Below are 18057 nucleotides of genomic sequence, written 5' to 3'. Positions count from 1 at the left end.
TGCCTGAAATGAGTTTCCGAGGCAAGTTCAGCGCAACAATTGGTAACCTTGGAAAACAGCAATAATGATCTTCAGACGGGCAGCAAGGTATAGAATTCAAACCAAAACAGATAGTATACAGAGGCAGAAACTTTGCATGGGAATTTCTGTAGTATGAATGATCTGAGCTACGATGAGCTGATTGAGGTTCAGGGTATAAAGCTACCTCTTTGTAAGAACATCGTGACCCCTCGCATCGAAAGGCAGATGAGGCTTGGAAACTACGAAGTCGGCGAATGCGATGCTGCACGAAAATTCATACGTAAGGGTGACAGGGTTCTCGATCTTGGGGCAGGTATAGGACTTGTCGCCAGTGCGGTCTCCAAGATCGAAGGCGTCGAAAGGATTGTGTCAGTAGAGGCCAATCCTGAACTACTGGAAGTTATCCGAGAAACACATAAAATCAATGGAATAGACACGGTCGAACTACGCCATGGGATAGCGTCAAGGGTAGCGGCAGAACAAGTTCCATTCTATTTGCGGGGTCATTTTTGGTCTTCCAGTATGGAGCCGGATTCGCGCCCATACAAAGAAGTGGTTCCCATAACCGCTTTTGCCATGAACGATTTGATCGAAGAGATCGACCCAACCGTGATCATCGCTGATATTGAAGGCGGAGAACTCGAGATTTTTGATGGGTTAACGTTGGATAACGTTCGAACAGTTATCATCGAACTGCATCCGCTGGTCTACGGAGCTGAAGGGCAGCGCAAGGTTCTGAAGTTCTTTGATGACCTCGGGTTCCGTGCCGAAGACGAGTACCGCTCGGGAAGTGTTTGGGTGTTTTCTAGGATGCCCGTCAAACAAGTGCCAAGGTTTTTGACACGAGGTCCATCCAGCCCGGTACATAATCACGACAACCCTCAGTTCATCATTCCGACCTGCATGCGAAATGAAGGCCCATTCCTGCTGGAGTGGCTGGCCTTTCATCGTTCGATAGGAATTCAGAATTTTGTGGTATTTTCTAATGACTGTTCGGACGGAACTGACCTTCTATTGGATCGGTTGGATGAGTTGGGTGTCGTGACCCATCTGCCCAATCCGGCCAAGGCAGCCAAGTCAACGTACTTTCAACCTCTCGCCATGAAATTTGCGATGGACATGCCTCAGGTGCGAAGGGCGGATTATGTAATTCAGACGGACGTTGATGAGTTCATCAATATTAAGGTCGGCGACGGAACGGTGACCGATCTGTTGAATGCAGCGGGGCCTTTTCATGTTCTTTCGATCTCGGAACTGAATTTTTCGAGCAGCGGGAACTGGGAATTAAAAGACGGCTGGCTCACCGAGATGTTCCGGGAGCACGAAACTGACAAGCCGGGTCATTGGCAGGCCCGGCGGGGGGTTAAGTCGATCATTCATGGCGCCGATAATTTTGAAACCTGGCCAGTACATCGACCAGGGATATTCGCGGGCTCATTTGATCAATTGGTCTGGCTGGATGGATCGGGTAATCCGGTTCCTGAGGACTTTGTTGTTAACCACGAAAACGGCATCGACAGGCGCGGTCGCTATGATTTGGTCCAATTGGATCACCATCCATTGCGCAGCGCGGAATCTTACCTGATGAAACAGTGGCGTGGGAGTGTTGCCGATAACCGGCGAAGCACGGATCATCATTATTATCGTAAGCGGTCTCTTGGTGGTAATTTTTATGGACATATTGATAGGCTGCTGCCTCGGGCCCGCAAAGAGTGGGACGCGTTAATATCGGACAAGAAACTCCTGGATTTACATCGGGCCTCGATTGACGTGCATCGGGAACGGATCAGGTCAATCGAGAACGAGCCAGCTATCTCTGAAGTTCGCGATTGGATTCGTGAAAACTATTTCGCTGATCAAGGGTCGGATTGATCAAACAAATATAGGCAGCCAAAGTAATGGAAGCTGGGTGAAACGAGGGCATACCAATCAGGCCCAATATGCTTCCTCAAACAGGTTTTTTCCCCTGTTTGATCAGCACAGCATTTGCCTCGTTTCTGGCGCGTAGAAACTTAGGACGCTTCTGTGGTTTGCAGGCTTCGAGAACGGCGTTGCAATACTGCGCTGTCCAATACGGCCGCCCACGTTTCAGCAGATGGTTCAACATGCGTTTCTGATAAAAAGCGCTGCTCTTGCGCGCGGTTAGGAGGGCGTAAATCTCTTGTTGCGTCAAGCTGTCTTCAATGCAACCGGTGATGATCTTGCTCAACACTCCCATGTGCCGCCACGTGGTCAGCATCCCGTGACCGTGGTGACGGCACAAATATTTTTCTGTGTTTGATCCTTGGTATAATGCGACATGCAAGGCATCCGCTGCAATTGTCGGGTCATAGAACAAGCGAACCTTACGGGCTTGACGCACACCATCCGGCCCATAGCCGTAAGCGCCTTCATAATCGCGCCTCCATGCGGGCTTAAAACGGGTTTCCCAGCCCAGAGTAACTTTGCGGCTTAGCGTGGCTTGTGGGTTCACAGCCAAAACATCTGCGCCAGGACAAGAAGCAGCGTAGGCGGTGGCGGCATACCCACCCATGGACACCCCGTAAAATACCACTCGCTCGAATTGTTTGAAGAAACCGTTGTCTCGAAGTCCGTCGAAAAATGTGGCTATAGCGGGGTCACGATACCAAGTGTGGCCATGGGCCATGATCCCTAATGCAGACCATCCCCGGGATGTTATGAAATTCATTCCCCAGGGCAGACGATTGTCAGGGTCCTGCCGTGCGTCATCGAGATTTTCGAATGCGACAACAAGCACTTTTCCCTTTTGAACGAACAATGCCCGATGTTCATGACTCAACTCCTCAAAGAACCCATTCTCTCCTGCGGCTTCTCGAAAATTGTCGCGCCATTTTCGGTTACGTTCGTGGTTCATGTTTGAGTTCTACTCTTCGCCTTCAAACTACAGGGGCACTGTTTGTCTCTGACAAGTGTTTTATGCGTAATCAACAGTGAACACGACAATTGCTAGCGCGTTTTTGAGCAGATGCGAAGTTCGAAAAAAGAAGCATGCGCTTCACTCTTTCCGTAACAGAGGCACCCGACCCGACAAGGCGTAGCGATGCAGTGTTTGTCCAGAAACTGCACGGCTGTCGGCTTGCCATCGGTCGCGCAAAGCACCATGGTTAGCTGTGCGGTTTTCGCGGTCTTCACTCCCCACATGACCCCATGCGTAAGCAAGGCTTAGTTCGGACTCATCTGGTTCTTCCTCTAAAACCAGGCGGATGAGACGGTCTGAAATTACCTCGGCGCCAATGATTGCCGGCAAATTTTGCGCAATGCCATCGAGACGAAACCCATGTGCATCATTCTCCAGCACCAACCCGTCCATTGATGAAAACTCGGCCAGAATTTCGCGCCCTTCAAAGTGAGCGATCTGCAGAGAAGGGCAGAACCATTGTTTTCCCATTTGCACAGCTTGAACGGCTAGATCACAGAGTTCATCCATCATGAGAGCAGACACAGAACTGGGTGTTGCTAGTGTACCAGGCATAAGGGGCCAAGGATATGACGGAGTTGCAACGACCGATTTCACACCGGGATTGTCCAAATCAAATCGACCTTCGGACAACAATGCTTCAACACGCCCTGTGTCCTTGAAACCACCCCCTTGGGTGACAACGATTACAGGTTCGGCGGACTGTCCGGTTATCTGTGTCAGATCACGTACCAAAGAGGTGGTGGTTTGCCTGTAGTGTCTTGCCGCATCCAACTCGGAAATTGTCATGTCACCTCGAAGCAGTCCGAGGCGGAGGCGGTCAATAACCAGAGCCTTTTCCCAACCTTTCAACGTAGCGCAAGCAACCTTCACCCTTTCCAGCAACAACCTGTAGGGTTCTGCGTGCGGGTCTGCATCCTCTGCAGTTATACCGGGCTGAGGTTGGCTCAAGGCAACATTGGTAAACAGAGTTTCCCCACTCTCATAGCGGCGTTCACTGCTTAGTGTTGCTTCAGCCAAGGGGCCGAAAGGTGCTCCGGTTCCATCCAGTTTTTCATTCACGACATGCCAGCGGAATCTTCGCGCCAGAGTTCGGGGGACATGCAGATCGCCCCCAAATCCCACGAAACCCAATGCCGTGGGAGGTGTCTGAGCCAGTGTTACGCCATCGCGTTCTTCAAAACCGATGGTTGTTCTTTCCCACCGGTCGGAAAGATAGCGCAGGCAATCTGGTCGCACGTCCAACATCCAGACGTTTCCTCCTCCGCTAGGCCACGCAGTTTCGGGATTGGAGGGCTTGGATCGTATCCAGGCGCCCACCTTTTGAGGACGCTCAGCCTCTGCACGCATCACCAGCTTCTCAAAAGGTAATTCCGGTTTTGTGAGATAGCTCCGGCGGTTCTGGAAGGCACGGCGGAACCTGGAGGCACGTTTAACTTGGCCGCGCGCGACAAGCGCTGCTTCGATACCTTTGCGGTAAAAAGGAAAATCCTTGCGCCCTCGCAAACGTTCATAAAACAGATCCGGGGGCAACTCACCTCGCAACAAACCTGGAAGGATTGCTTTCAGGAATTTTTTCCGCCTTAGGCCGGGCGTACAGCTGGCCCCGAAACCAAAGCACTTGAGATATGTTGCCTGATTTTCATCATAAACCTGCCGCAGCCCTTTTAGTGGGTCATGAAACGGATCGTACAGGATGTAGGTCCGAGCAAGACTGGCTGCGCGCGCCCTGTCCACCCCGGGCGACACGGGAGCGAGATCTTCTGGCGGATCGACAAATAAATGGGTGGCATTCGGCAGGAAATTCCCCAATGCCACCAAGCTGTGAGATGCATCTTCCGCGGCGCAGAGTGTGTGAGAACTAAAGTCATCAACCAGCAAACCATCGGCCAGAGTTTCGAAGAAAGCCATTAACTCGGGTGAAATCGAAGTTGCTTCGTCAGTGCGGATAACGCGCATCTGACTGAGCTCATCTTCCTCGCAAAGTTCGTCGGTCAGGGAAGGCATTCCGTTCTCGGACAGGAATTGGATAACCAGACGGTTGGGAGTTCGGCGGGTCAGTGCTATGCGATATCCGGCAATAGCGATCTCTTCGCCCGTTCGCAGCGCTGCAATGAGATCGGCATGGGACTTCTCCTGAGCGTGTTCCATGTCACATCCGCTCCTGTTTCAAGCTATTTCCAGGCCGCAGATCGCTGCGAGTAGCGATGCCTGAGGCACACCTGCAAACACCACCCGTTCCGTCCCACAGCTGAGTATCGTGTCATCTTCGGATTGCCTGACACGCACTTGCCCTAGTGATGCCCAATCACTCAGGTCAATCTTTCCACCTTGGAATCCTTGGATCTTTTGGGGCAGGCCGGTTCGCTGGATAGTGAGTGTTGTGGTCGCGCTGCGCAAAGTAACATCATTGCTGCCTTCGGCCAGAGTGATTTGCGTATCACCATGTCCCCCTGTGATCCGATTGCAGCCGCTACCGGTGACAATCGAAACAGGGCCGTGGCCACCAATCATAGTGGTATCACCGCTGTCGCCGACCATTCGGGCGAACCCCTTTCCGGCCGTCATCGTTGTTTTCCCGGTCCCGCCGTAGAGAACACAATTGGCATTTGCTGCCAGAATGGAGTTCTCGCCCTCACCACAATAGACCACCAGATCGTCATTCTGCACGGTGATACGGTTTTTGCCCGGACCGGGATGCACAGTTAGCTGGAAACGATTTACGCTCCCAGGGAAAAGAAACTCATTGTCTTGCTGGTTTCCGGTGGCAACAAAGCGGTTTACACCGCCACTTGCATCGGCGCCATAGTGCATGCGGGCAAACCCATCGGGCAGCGCTGCTGTACCGTCATGGTTTAGTGTCGAATAATGAACTCTGGCCCCCGGCGCGGTCGGTGCAATGTCATCAGGAGAAGCGTCCAACGATCCGATGGCCCCAACACTACCAGCTTTGGGTGGGTCCATCGTATCTGTAAAACTGACGTGAAATGGCGCCGCACTGCCTTCTGCGTCGGGGAGGATCAGGCCATGGGAGACGCAAACCTGACTCAAATCTTGTCGCCATTTCGCGTAGTCTGGATGTTTACCCGCGAGGTTCTTGGTCAGCCATGGGTCGTCTTGAACATTGTGAAACTCGCTTTCACCGTTCTGATACAGCGTGATCCTATATGCGCCTTTCCGCATAGATGTATTGCCATATAGAAATGTGGGAACAGCGCGCTCTGGGTCAGAGGTGCCGTGCGTCATATCTTTCAGCGATCTGCTGATCGTACTGTGCATCGGCGGGCAACCAGCATAATCAAGAATGGTCGGTCCGACATCCAATAAAGCAACTGGATCACGAACCTGTCTTGGTTGGGCATCAGGGTCGTGAATGATCAGGGGAACGCGACAGCTTTCTTCCCAGAGCGTGAATTTGCGCATCCGCCCCTTATCGCCAAGATGGTATCCATGATCTGAGGTAAATATCAGGACAGTGTTATCCGCATGGCGCGACGATTTGAGCGCGGCCCAGATGCGACCAATCTGGCTATCAACATGAGAATAGGCTGAGAAATAATTTCGAACCGATTTACGCCAGTAGGCAGCGTCTCGAAGATCCATGTTCTTTCCCATGAATCGGTCGGGATACCCGGTCGTATCGAACCCATCATTCCATGCCTCAGGTATCTGGAAATCCTGTTCGTTGTACAACCGCTTAAAGGCTTCAGGCGTTTTGAACGGTATGTGCGGATGGTGAAAGCCGATCTCGCGATAAAATGGCGCGGCCCCATCGTAGGTCTCCAGAAACTCTACTGCATCTGTCGCGGACTGATGGTCATAATAGAGTGAATCGTGTGCGGGATCAGTAGTACCGGCTCCGCCGGTCAAGCCACCAAAACGCCTGACAGGGACGGATTGAGGAGGACCAAGGCGCAATGGGTGTGGGGGGTGCGAATAAAGAATATCATGCATTGGCCTGGGAAGTGGAGCAAAACTGTGGTGAACCTTCCCGGCGGTCGAACAATAGTATCCTCTTTGTTTGAGCTTGAATTGCCAAAGCTGTTCGGGGCGCAACACATCGAACAGGTTCGTATAATTGTCCAGAATGCCAGTTTGGTAAGGTGACAGACCCGACATCAGGCTATTGCGTGATGGACCACAAATCGGGGCCTGACAGTATGCCGAGTCAAACGCCGCCGAGTCCTCGGCGATCCGGTCAAGGTTGGGAAGGTGCAGGGGTGCGCCAAAAGCTTCACGATACTGAGAGTAGGCACCGCCATCGTCGACGGTAATCAGAACAATGTTCTTTTTCTCTTGCGCCATGATTACCTTTCCCCAGGCAATTTGGCCGATTGCTCATCGACGGCTGCAGCCGAAAGCTGAGACTTGCGTCTATTGGTACGAAAGGCGCGGCGAAACCTCGCAATTCTATCGTCTTTGCCACGGGTACTCAGGTGCGTTTCCATGACGATACGGTAAACGTACAGCTCTCTCCGCTTGCGAATCCATTTGTAGAACTCTGACGGTTGGAACTCTCCGCTGATAGCGCCCTGCATAAATGGCTTCAAAAGCCCCAGTCGTCGCAGAACCACAGCCGATTTGTGCCCAAACCCGAAGCCCTGCAAGTGAATAAGCTTCTGCTGCGGTAAACGCATGACATGTCGTTTGTCTGGTGCAAAGAAAGGATCATAGAGAACATAGGCTTTCCCCAAACCATTCAACTGAGAAGCAGCGTCAGAAAAGGGTAACGACCAGTCTCTATCCCGCCCTTTGCCAAACCGTGTTTCCCAAGGAACCAGATCGCTCTGCAATGTAGATTGCGGGCTAAGTGCCACGACTGTGGCACCGGGACAAAGAGAGGAAAATGTTAATGCAGCAAACCCACCCATTGACGTCCCGATCAACGCGATTTTCTCGAAGCCTCTAAAGAAGCCTGTACGTTCTAACTGTTCGAGAAACGCAATCAGCTTTTGATCGCGAAACCAGCTTGGACCACGGGCATATATACCAAGATGGCTCCAGCCGTTTTCGCGAACAAATTTCCCGGCCCAAGGTTCGATATCAGGATACGGGTAGCCCGCATCTGAAAGATTGTCGAAGGATATCACGAGTTGCGCCGTATCGCGTTCGACAAAGGATGCGGCATGTTCTCCGAACTTGTGGTACCAACCATCGTTTCCGCCAGCCGGAAATATTTCTCCGTACCAGCTGGGTATCTTGTTGTGGTCCACGTCTTCCATGACAATCAGCGCTTGTGCACAATCAGGACCTGATCGCGACGGGTCTTGTCAAATTGCGCCTGAAATATGAAAGCTCCCGAGAAATCCAGTCTCATTGCATTGAATTCTGCGGCTGTTTTGCTGTCAGAGTGGCTGAACACACCGTTTTTGAGGTATGACTGAAACAAAGCCGCGGTTTTTGTGATGCCGGGTTTTTCCATGGTATCGGGTTGCCATCTCAGGTCCTCGATAATGTACATTCCGCCCGATTTCAGCTTTCCGAAAAGTTCCAGAAACCCATTCTGCTGATGGTGCGATGCATGGCTTGCGTCATCAATTATGATGTCGAACTCATCGTGCATATCTCGAGCAGCGTTACGAATGTTCTCACGCGTATCCATATCGCAGCGATGGAAGGTAAACCTCGGGTCGCTGAACCAACTAAAATCTGATACATCCAGCCCGTGGATTTGGGCTTTCGGAAAGAACTCTAGCCACATTCTCACCGAGGGTGCGTCCGTTGTGGTTCGGTCGGCATGCTTGCCGTGCTCGGGGCCCCCGATTTGCAACCCCATCTCCAAAAACGAGATATTTTTATCGCGATAAGGAAGAAAGAGCATCTGGTAGAGTTCTGAATAGCGGTGTTTTTTCGATCCTTTGTCCGAATTGTAGCGATCCGCCAAGTCAGTCAGATTTATCTTCCCTCGACCATATTTTTCAGATGCAGGAACAGGAGATGCAGGGTCAAGATCAATGGTTGTGGCTGGCATTGCAGGAGTGTCTTTAGCAATCGGCTTACTGTTTCTTTCGGGGCGACCTTTGTTGGGGATCGGCGCGAGGTCCGGATCAATTCCATGCTTGATCAGAAGCCTTCCCAACAGGCTTTTGGGGTGGGGTGCGCCGCCCTCTTTTTCTACCAGACGCGCACGCATGCGACGACCGTAAAGGTGAATGGAACAGGTGTTTTCGGTTATGTAGGGAGACACGTCGAATTTGCGCTTCAACATCATGCGACGGTCTTTGAAAGTGAATGGATAGAGCCTGTCCTGAGGCAGCGCAAACTCGATCTCACCGGTCGCGTGCAGAAAATGTGTCACTGCGTGTGGACCCCAAACACCCCACGGCTGTTCACCGACATGAACCGGATTACCTGCATCCCGGGCGGTTTCAAGCTCTTTGACATAATCCTCGCCATACCATGCGGGGATTGCAAATTCATCGCTTGTATGAGCCAGAAGCGCGCGCAGCGTATCGCTGTCACGTGGTAATCCAAGAACACCTCCATTCACGTGCTTTTCGGATTCCCAACCGTAAAAATGGCCATTGGGAGTCTCGAAAGGCTTCATGCAGTAGGCATCTGTATCAGCCCAGATCATGTTGTCGTTCTGTTCAAGCAACCGGTAGCGAAACAGATCAGAATGCAGTGCGGGGCTACCAGTACGCTCATGCGCCAGAAAGTTCTCACGCGGCAAGATATCGGCGGCATCTGCAAATTCGACGCCATCTGGCACGTTTTTCAGTGGCCCATAGTGATACAGAACAGTGGTGTGACCTGCATCCACAAACGATTTAATACAAAGCTGCTCCAGGAAGCTGAGCGATCCTTCCATCCACAGCATTCCAATGACCGGTTTCTGATTCAAGACGACCTCAATAACAAAAGACTACTTAGACTTGGCATTCCTGACCTTTCGAGCAAATTCTGCTATCAGTTACAATGGGTGACGGGCGACCAATTCAGGTAACCTAGTGTTGTGTGACATCCTGACGTTCCACCGTGAAGAACCAATCAGCATCCGGACGTTTGGCGATCACTTCATCTGGCACGACCTCCGGGCCGGACAAAAAAACATTCGCACCAAAGTGACTGTGCAAGAGCGAGAGGCGTTCCATCCGTTGGCTCGTTAACGCAGAATAGAACTGGTTGTAGTCGGGCCTCGCCTTCAGCTCCTCGATCTTGGTCCGGTGGCACTTTAATGAATAATCATGGGCTTCGGCGATCTCAGGATCTTTGAGAAGTTTATTCAGTTCGCCGCGCATCTTTGGCAGCATCCGGGCAATAGAGCGATCGACTTCAGCGTTATTGTTCATTCGAAACCAGTAAGCGAGTCCCTGATCGCGGTCCACATGGTTCACGCGGCCCCTGTCTCTTTTTACCAAAAAGCTCTCTGCCGAACGCACAGCGTAGTGGTTGAGCTGCACAAGATCGTAACCGTAGGTTCCGGTCGTGGAGCGCCAGCTGTTGCGATACATTTGGCGAGGCAAAGGTTGCCCTGATCCGTTCACCCAATGAACACTTTCCCACAGTTGTGGATTGAGCCCTTTTGGCCGATGAACGCCCAGCTTCTTGAACAGACCAACATTCCGGAAAAGCGTTTTGAATCCCCATGCCTGATGTGGCTTGGGTGTAAATTCACGTGCGCAACGGATGAATTGTTCGATAACCGGGCTTTCGTCAAAAAGATGCACATTGCCGTTGCCGAACAAACGCCAGGTCATTGCAATCATGTTGGCATCCGGAACGTGTTCGAACAACGCATCAAGCGTGCCATCGCCGCATTTGATATTCACAAACTCATCCACGTCGATACAGGTCACCCATGCGGCGTTGGCAACGATCTCTTCTTCTTGCGCTGAGCGGAGTGCAGCGTGCTGCGGTTTTAACCCCATCTCGCGAAACGGGTTTTCTCGGTGTTGTACGTATCCCTTGCGCTGTAAGAGCTTCAGCATTGTGTCCGTACCATCGGTACAGTCGTTTGTGTATACGATCACATCGTCGAAACCGATTGCACGATGATATGCCAGCCATTCAAGTATGAAAGGGCCTTCGTTTTTCATGGCAGTCACAATGACACGTCCGCCAGTTTGGTTGGCCGCTGGCGTGAGGGCAATTTGTGGAACACGCTCGGGGCTTCCATCCCAAAGAGTTTCAGATTGGTTGATCAGATATGAATCTTCAACCAAAGAGGTTTTAGGCACGATTTGCGAAACTGACGGCGCAGGATGACGTAGAGCTGTGAAACGGTAAAACGCCCCGATGACAGATCCACTCGGATTGACATTGCCGATCCGAACAAGCCGCCAGACGGCGCGATCGGACACCTGTTTTGGTGCTATGCACCAACGATTGCTCGCGCCGGGATTGTCAAACTGAACACAGATATGGTCACTAAAGTGCGGATTGGCCTGATCACGCAATCGCCAAGGGTAACAGCGCCGGCCAACCAGAGAAATCAATCCACTGGATGTATTCACGGCGAGATCGAAAATGGATTCCTCACCACGCGTGATGAGGTCGCATACATCAATATTTGCGACAGCCCGAGCGTGCGATAGCCCACGCAAACGCATCATTTCATAAACTGCCACCGTGCCCAGAGGGCTATGCCAACAGTCAGGAGACGGCACGTCCATTCGGTCTTTGCCCGGGGCATCTGGGGCACAAAACGGGTGCCATTCGGGCGGTAGGTCAGCTCGGCCAAGAGGCATGTCACTGCTGAGTAATTCTACGTTGCAGGTCAGACCACGTTGCCGCAGACCGGCCTGTAAATCTCGGGCGAAAGCCTCATCCTCTCCGGGCTTTGCGCGGTCTAGGATCATAGCCGCATCCATCTGGTGTTGATCCACGTGATAGGCCAACCAATCCAGCACAACTTCAGCGTCTTCACCGTTGCGCACTGCAGCAAGTGCATTTCGCCCTTCGAAGGCGGCAAAGTTGGGTGTTGCGACCTCAATCGAACATTCTTGGCCGTCTATCATGAACACCGGGGATACTGCGTCGTGCAAATGAAAGCGCATCACCGTTTGGCCGCCGAGTGTGCCATGTGTATATAGCTCGGCACCTTGGCGTGGGCAGATTTGTTCGGGCAGGACTTGTCGGTCAAAGAACAGAGTTAGAAGCCGCCCGTCGTCTCGGACCGTTTCAACTGCATCAAGAAGAACGAACGCCCCAAAATCACGGCTCTTCAGGCGGCTTCGATTAAACGCGACCATAAGGATAGCCTCTTCCACAACAGTGTTCGCACAGACAGAACACTGCGCTTCGTTCCTTCAACGGGATTACACCAGTCTGACTTTTCCAATTCAAGTTTCAGACCCATCATTTGCAATCAGTTGCGTCAAAGCGTGCCTTTTTTGTGTTCGGGGACAACCATGAACAGTCAATGTATCTCGCCAGCGCTCCATCCTTGGATTCTCAATAAAAGCAGTTTTCCCAGCTTAAGCGCACATCCACAGCGGGTTTGAGCTATCTTGATCAAAGGTTATCTGGTCTTGCTGTTTTCTTCTGCTTCCGCACGATTGCGTAGTTCCGTTCCCTTTGCGTGCAACTTTCTTGCAAGTTGCGGATCCACATCGTGCCGTTCCGTTCCAATTATTCGAGTCAAAAGCTGCAGCCCATCCAGCGTATCCATAACCTCGTTCGCGTGCTTTATGTGCCACCGTAAACCTTGTTGTGACAATCTGCTGAGTTCTTTGTCCGCGTTTAGTTCGTCGAGCATTTCCTTCAACGCCGGCAAATGTCGCTGGATCGACCTTTCTTCAATCGAGTTGAAATTCCGGTCAGCCCAATATCCCAGGTCGATTTCTTTGTGCGATCGGTTTGGCAGGCCACGAGAGGACTTCACCAGATAGGCAAGGGCAGATTTGACCGAATAGTGATTGAGACAAACCAGATCCATCCCCGCCAAAGGCCCGAACGTTATTAAGCCACGCTGTTGGTAAAAACCTGGTAGTGGTCGACCTGAGCCGTTAACCCACCGAAAACTGTGCACGCGATCTCTCTCAGGTTTTTTGGGGCGATGCACGCCAAGCTTTTGATAGGTCCCGTCATTGCGGAATAAGGTTTTGAAGTGGCTTGCCTCCCAAGGCGAGTGGCAGGGAAACGGGGCTGCATGTGTGAACTCCTCCAAAACAGGCGCCGCTGAAAGGTCCACCTTTCCGCTGTTGCCAAAGAGTCGCCATGTCAGCGCGTACGCATCAGCATCAGGAGCGGACGCAAACAGATCATCAAGATGTCCTGTACCTGTCTTGATGTTTACGAACTCATCGACGTCTGAAAACAATATCCACTCGGCAGCCTTGGTAAGCTCATGTTTGCCGGCCAGTTCTAACGCGGTCCACTGCACCCCCTTCTTTGCATGGTCTTGATTGCGTTCATGGGTTACCCAACCCCGAGCCGCAAGCGCATCCAGCAGATCATCAGTGCCATCTGTGCAGTCGTTTGAGTAAATGAGGATGTCATCAAAACCGATCAGTCGGTGATACGCTACCCACTCCAGAATATACGGCGCTTCATTTTTCATCGCCGAAATTAGGAGACGTGCCATCTGGGTACCTGTATTGTGCTTATTGATCAGAGTTGGATTGGTGCGAAGAACGCGTTTTTGCTCGTGTTCACCTAGGTGTCAATGTCGATACGGTTCGGTGTTTTTGCCCGGAGATTTGTGCCAGCTTAGGCACAAAGATTGGGTGCCACAAACTTTGATTTTAGATTGATGCAATTGCAAGTGCTCCCCAACCTCACCTTCTGCCGTGCATAAATAGAACTTGCTAAGCATGACGACCTGGTGTCGTCACGTGAGTTTTTGGCATTGTCGAAGGGATATTCGCGGTGTTGATGTGCGGTCTTTCATCGTTTTCGCTGCATGTTCCAGTCAGGAGTTCATCACGAAAAATCTAACTACTTTCAGCAGGAAATTCAGGTTTCAGAACAAGATCGAAAGTAATATCTTTCAACATGTCACTGGAAGAATTATGTCCTTCTGTCGGGTGCTTTGCGACAATCGATACTTAGACTTGATGCGGGGGCAGGAGTTACAGGATGCAAGGACAAAATTAGAATGCAGTTGGTCATCCATGCTGGTGTCGCTTTTACCGATGAAGGTCGACTATTGCAGTCTCTTCAAGCCAACGGGCGTGTATTCTCAAAAAATGGCGTGGACATTCCCAGGCCTCGCAGATTTAAGCATTCGGTTTGGCCTGTCCTTCAATCATTGTGGACGGAACCACCAAGTTCGGCCCTACACGAACAATTGCGACGAGCTTTACCGAACAATCCGGACGTCAAACGGACGATGTTGTCCAGCGATGAAATCCTGGGCGGTATCACCGAAGCCATCCATGAAGGCCAGTTTTATCCCTTGGCAGGTCAGCGATTGGCTTATATTGATGAAGTACTGCAAGATACTCAGATTGAGTTGTTTCTGGCGGTACGGAATCCCGGTGTTTTTATTCCCAAAGTGCTGATGTCATTAACTGAAGATCAGCGAAGAGCCGTTTTCGAAAACACCGACCTGAGCTGCCTGAGCTGGCTCAGTATGATTGAGGATATCAGAGATCTGGCCCCCAATGTGAAAATGACTTTGTGGAGCAATGAGGACACGCCATTGATTTGGGGTGATATTCTCCGTTTGATGGGGGGCTTTCAGGATGACGTAGCTTTCGACGATGAATATGGGTTGCTAAGTTCATTGCTACGTCCGACCGGGCAGCGCGAGGTTTTGTCCTTAATCCGACAAGATCCAACGCCAGAGAAAGAAGATTTGCGAAAGGACTTGTCACGCATCCTGAAAGACTTTGCAGAACCCGACAAAATCGAGGAAGAGATTGAGCTACCCGGTTGGTCAGATGATATTCTCAGCGCATTTTCAGAACTGTACGAACAAGATTTGGCACAAATCGCAAACATGCCTGAAGTCCGGTTTCTGAAACCTTAAAAGAGTATTTCTGCCAACCGGATTTGCGTGGATCTCCAGTGCAAACTAAGGGGTTTAAGTCGATACGTGTGCGAGTTTCGACTTTGTTTCATGAAGCTATCCTGAAGCCGGTATGCCCAGTTGAACTGTCTGGCATATTCCAGGTTCTGGAGTGAACAAAGTAGCGCTCACAATAAGAGGCATGGCATAGATATGACCCACCCCGTATGATTTTACCCGGGCCATCCACCTGTGATAGCGGGTTTACAGCCGGAGATCCTTGGGTGCCATGTGGCAGTGGCCCAAACGCGTCCGCACACCATTCCCAGACGTTACCGGTCATTGCGTATAGGCCAAAGTTATTTGGATCATAACTGTCGGCCGGTGCCGTGCCGACGTAACCGTCTTCTGCCAAATTTTCATCAGGGAAATTGCCTTGCCAAACGTTCTGTGCATGGCCTGACCCGGGAACGAGAGCATTGCCCCAAGGCAGACGCTTCCTCTTTAATCCACCGCGTGCTGCGTACTCCCATTCCGCCTCAGTCGGTAAACGCGTACCGGTATATTCGCAAAATGCCACGGCATCATGCCAACTGATGTGAGTTACCGGATGTCGCCCGCGGGCAGTAATATCGCTTCCCGGTCCTTCTGGACTACTCCAGCAGGCGCCCTCTACCCCACACCACCAAGGGGTATGTTGGGCAAATCCTCTGGTAAGACTGGTTTCAGGTACAAATTGGTAAAAGACATAAGACCAGCCTTCAATTTCAGCGGTTGTTCGATAACTGGTCTCGGCCACGAATGCTGCAAAAACCTCATTTGTGACGGTAGTGCGCCCAATATTGAAGCCCGACAGTTTTACCCGTCGCGGCGGGCTGTCAAGATCATCCGCGTAGCGTGATTTTCTCGTCCCCATCTCAAAAATACCACCGGGAATAGGAACCATTAACGCATTGATTGTGTCACGCAGAGAACGTGAAACACCAACCTGCGGCAGTGGCGTTCGATGAGTAGTGCGCGAAGGTGTGATGGGTGCGCAGCCGCATACTTTGTTCTTCATCTGCTTGTCTCAAGATGTTCCTTGATTACCCTCATGAAGGGCGAAGGTCCGCAACAAACAACACTGTGCCAGTGATCAGCTTCACCCAGGTAGCCAAACTTGATTGTTAGTGCATGATTGCCCTTTGATCCAATCGTCTTTGAAGGGCGAAAGCAAGCTGGTTTGTCAGCGGCTGACCGGAGGATCGAGGTGATAACTTCGCCGACGACGGGGTCCTAATGCGACGACAACAATGGCACCTTCAGGGAACCGTTTTCTGCCCACCTTGTCCAACCGAGTAACTCCGGCATGCAGGGCACTTCACGCACTCAGAGCCAGGGCGACAGCTTTAATTGGAACCGTATTGCCGCAATGATATTGAGCGGCATTGCCAAATCGGTAAGCCGAACCGGAATTCCAAGTGAAATACGCACGTCAACGCCTGTGTTGTTTGGGTTTGCGCATCTCTTTAAGGCCACACCCCGAACGCTTGATCCGGGGTTTGGCTAAACAAGTGTTTTGAGGATTATTTGAACCTTTTAAGGTTATCCGGCCACAACGTCCTGCCGCTGCACGCCTAATCCTTCTATGCTAAGCTCCATTTTGTCGCCGGGTTGCAGGTAGATCTGCGGATCTTGCCCCATACCGACGCCGGGCGGTGTTCCTGTTGAAATCACGTCCCCGGGTTGCAGCGACATAAACTGCGACAGGTGAGATATGACGGTTGCCACGCCAAAATGCATCGTTTTGGTTGAACCGTTCTGATACCGGTGCCCATTTACCTCAAGATACATCGGCAGGTTTTGCGGGTCTGGCACTTCGTCCCGGGTCACCAGCCAGGGGCCAATCGGGCCGAACGTGTCGGCGGATTTTCCTTTTACCCATTGGCCCGAGCGGTGAAGCTGAAAGTCACGCTCAGACAGGTCATTGATAACGCAGTATCCGGCTACGTGGTCCAAGGCTTCTTCCTCTGAGATGTATTTGGTCTCTTTGCCGATGACCACGCCCAGTTCCACTTCCCAGTCGGTTTTGACAGACCCGCGGGGAATTTCGACCGTATCGTTGGGGCCAACGATGGCAGAGGTTGCCTTGAAGAAAATCACTGGCTCAGCAGGCAACTCCATGCCGCTTTCCGCGGCGTGGTCGGCATAATTCAGACCAATGCAAATGAATTTGCCGACATTGCTGACGCAGGGGCCAATGCGTGGATCGCCGTCTACGACAGGCAGGCTGGTCACATCGGCAGTGCGAAGTTTTTCAAGAATGGCATCACCAAGAGTTTCACCTGATATGTCATCGACCAAATCGGAAAGGTCTCGAACAGTGCCGTCCGAGATCAATATGCCGGGTTTCTCAGCGCCTCGGGGGCCATAACGTAGCAATTTCATTATAAGGTCCTTCCTGCTCAGATCGTCCAGCCGCCGTCGATGGCAAAGGGCTGACCCGAAGTGTATTTGCTTGCGTCACTGGCTAAATACAGTGCCAGTTCTGCGATCTCTTCCGCTGTGCCAATTCGACCCATCGGTTGACGGGCGATGAAATCGGTCATTGCCTGTTCATAGTCTCCGGTGGCCTGCAGTCTTTCATGCAGGCTCGGGCTGTCGACGGTGCCCGGACATATTGCGTTGCAGCGGATGCCCTGGGTCACGAAATCGGCAGCCACAGATTTGGTCAAGCCAATTACGGCCGCTTTTGAGGCGCAATAGGCAAATCGGTTGGGTACACCCTTCATGGATGATGCCACCGAGGACATGTTGATGATCGACCCGCCGCCTGCTTCCAGCATACCGGGAAGGGTCAGCTGGATCAGTCTGAACATCGCTTTGACGTTGAGATCAAAACTGAAATCCCAGTCTTTTTCGCTGCACTCAAGGATTGAGCCGCCGGCAACATAACCCGCACAGTTAAACAAAACGTCCAGATTTGGCAGGTTGGCTATTGCAGCGGTCACGGCCTCATTGTTCGTTACGTCCAGATTGAGCGGTTCAATCCCGGGGATACTGCCCAATTCGGCAAGCGAAGCATCGTTGATGTCGCTCGCGATCACACGGGCACCTTCGGCCGCAAACAGTTCTGCGGTTGCGCGTCCAATGCCTTGACCGGCCGCCGTGATCAAAGCGGTCTTATCCGCAAGCCGGTTGGATGGTTTGAATGTCGACATGG

General features: G+C 51.8%; 12 protein-coding genes. 2 read left to right on the top strand and 10 right to left on the bottom strand.

Going from position 1 to position 18057, the window contains the following annotated elements; genetic code table 11:
* Positions 1–153: 153 nt before the first annotated feature.
* A complete protein-coding gene (locus GOX61_RS13640) occupies positions 154–1893 on the top strand; it encodes an FkbM family methyltransferase (RefSeq protein WP_170334511.1) in 1740 nt (579 codons plus the stop codon).
* Positions 1894–1969: 76 nt separating this feature from the next.
* Here the strand turns inward: GOX61_RS13640 and GOX61_RS13635 are convergent, their stop codons facing one another.
* The 7 genes from GOX61_RS13635 to GOX61_RS13600 form a co-directional block, all read right to left on the bottom strand.
* Positions 1970–2896 carry a hypothetical protein gene (locus tag GOX61_RS13635; protein ID WP_170334509.1) on the bottom strand — a complete coding sequence of 309 codons (927 nt, stop codon included), beginning with the start codon at positions 2894–2896 and terminating at the stop codon, positions 1970–1972.
* Positions 2897–3037: 141 nt separating this feature from the next.
* Positions 3038–5110: a hypothetical protein gene (locus tag GOX61_RS13630; protein WP_170334507.1), complete on the bottom strand. Its 2073-nt coding sequence runs from the start codon at positions 5108–5110 to the stop codon at positions 3038–3040.
* Between the two features lie 18 nt (positions 5111–5128).
* Complete coding sequence (locus tag GOX61_RS13625; RefSeq protein WP_170334505.1) at positions 5129–7264, bottom strand: sulfatase-like hydrolase/transferase; 2136 nt, start codon at positions 7262–7264, stop codon at positions 5129–5131.
* A gap of 2 nt (positions 7265–7266) precedes the next feature.
* Positions 7267–8181, bottom strand: coding sequence for a hypothetical protein (locus tag GOX61_RS13620; RefSeq protein ID WP_170334503.1), 915 nt, complete (start codon positions 8179–8181; stop codon positions 7267–7269).
* A gap of 5 nt (positions 8182–8186) precedes the next feature.
* Positions 8187–9803 (bottom strand): hypothetical protein, encoded by a 1617-nt coding sequence (locus GOX61_RS22445; RefSeq protein ID WP_209016339.1) that lies wholly within the window; start codon positions 9801–9803, stop codon positions 8187–8189.
* A gap of 103 nt (positions 9804–9906) precedes the next feature.
* A complete protein-coding gene (locus GOX61_RS22440; RefSeq protein ID WP_367646966.1) occupies positions 9907–11529 on the bottom strand; it encodes a glycosyltransferase family 2 protein in 1623 nt (540 codons plus the stop codon).
* 893 nt (positions 11530–12422) lie between these two features.
* Positions 12423–13463 (bottom strand): glycosyltransferase family 2 protein, encoded by a 1041-nt coding sequence (locus GOX61_RS13600; RefSeq protein ID WP_170334499.1) that lies wholly within the window; start codon positions 13461–13463, stop codon positions 12423–12425.
* A gap of 537 nt (positions 13464–14000) precedes the next feature.
* On the opposite strand from GOX61_RS13600, the gene GOX61_RS13595 reads away from it, so the two are divergent.
* Positions 14001–14876 carry a hypothetical protein gene (locus GOX61_RS13595; RefSeq protein WP_170334498.1) on the top strand — a complete coding sequence of 292 codons (876 nt, stop codon included), beginning with the start codon at positions 14001–14003 and terminating at the stop codon, positions 14874–14876.
* Between the two features lie 88 nt (positions 14877–14964).
* Here GOX61_RS13595 and GOX61_RS13590 read toward each other — a convergent pair whose 3' ends face one another.
* From GOX61_RS13590 to GOX61_RS13580, 3 genes are all read right to left on the bottom strand, one after another.
* Positions 14965–15915, bottom strand: coding sequence for a formylglycine-generating enzyme family protein (locus tag GOX61_RS13590; protein WP_170334496.1), 951 nt, complete (start codon positions 15913–15915; stop codon positions 14965–14967).
* 524 nt (positions 15916–16439) lie between these two features.
* Positions 16440–17282 (bottom strand): fumarylacetoacetate hydrolase family protein, encoded by an 843-nt coding sequence (locus GOX61_RS13585; RefSeq protein WP_170334493.1) that lies wholly within the window; start codon positions 17280–17282, stop codon positions 16440–16442.
* Positions 17283–17299: 17 nt separating this feature from the next.
* On the bottom strand, positions 17300–18055 hold the full coding sequence (locus tag GOX61_RS13580; protein ID WP_170334491.1) for an SDR family oxidoreductase: 756 nt from the start codon (positions 18053–18055) through the stop codon (positions 17300–17302).
* Between the last annotated feature and the right edge of the window lie 2 nt (positions 18056–18057).

This window comes from Ruegeria arenilitoris (genome assembly GCF_013030265.1).
In the GTDB taxonomy this organism is placed as follows: Bacteria; Pseudomonadota; Alphaproteobacteria; order Rhodobacterales; family Rhodobacteraceae; genus Ruegeria; species Ruegeria arenilitoris_E.
Note: the sequence above shows the minus strand (reverse complement) of the source record. Positions and strands in the feature narration are given on the sequence as shown.

Excerpts from the sequence above, each read along its gene's own strand:
- GOX61_RS13640 (WP_170334511.1), top strand. The coding sequence starts at position 154 with ATGAATGATCTGAGCTACGATGAGCTGATTGAGGTTCAGGGTATAAAG.
- GOX61_RS13635 (WP_170334509.1), bottom strand. The coding sequence starts at position 2,896 with ATGAACCACGAACGTAACCGAAAATGGCGCGACAATTTTCGAGAAGCC.
- GOX61_RS13630 (WP_170334507.1), bottom strand. The coding sequence starts at position 5,110 with ATGGAACACGCTCAGGAGAAGTCCCATGCCGATCTCATTGCAGCGCTG.
- GOX61_RS13625 (WP_170334505.1), bottom strand. The coding sequence starts at position 7,264 with ATGGCGCAAGAGAAAAAGAACATTGTTCTGATTACCGTCGACGATGGC.
- GOX61_RS13620 (WP_170334503.1), bottom strand. The coding sequence starts at position 8,181 with ATGGAAGACGTGGACCACAACAAGATACCCAGCTGGTACGGAGAAATA.
- GOX61_RS13600 (WP_170334499.1), bottom strand. The coding sequence starts at position 13,463 with ATGAAAAATGAAGCGCCGTATATTCTGGAGTGGGTAGCGTATCACCGA.
- GOX61_RS13595 (WP_170334498.1), top strand. The coding sequence starts at position 14,001 with ATGCAGTTGGTCATCCATGCTGGTGTCGCTTTTACCGATGAAGGTCGA.
- GOX61_RS13590 (WP_170334496.1), bottom strand. The coding sequence starts at position 15,915 with ATGAAGAACAAAGTATGCGGCTGCGCACCCATCACACCTTCGCGCACT.
- GOX61_RS13585 (WP_170334493.1), bottom strand. The coding sequence starts at position 17,282 with ATGAAATTGCTACGTTATGGCCCCCGAGGCGCTGAGAAACCCGGCATA.
- GOX61_RS13580 (WP_170334491.1), bottom strand. The coding sequence starts at position 18,055 with ATGTCGACATTCAAACCATCCAACCGGCTTGCGGATAAGACCGCTTTG.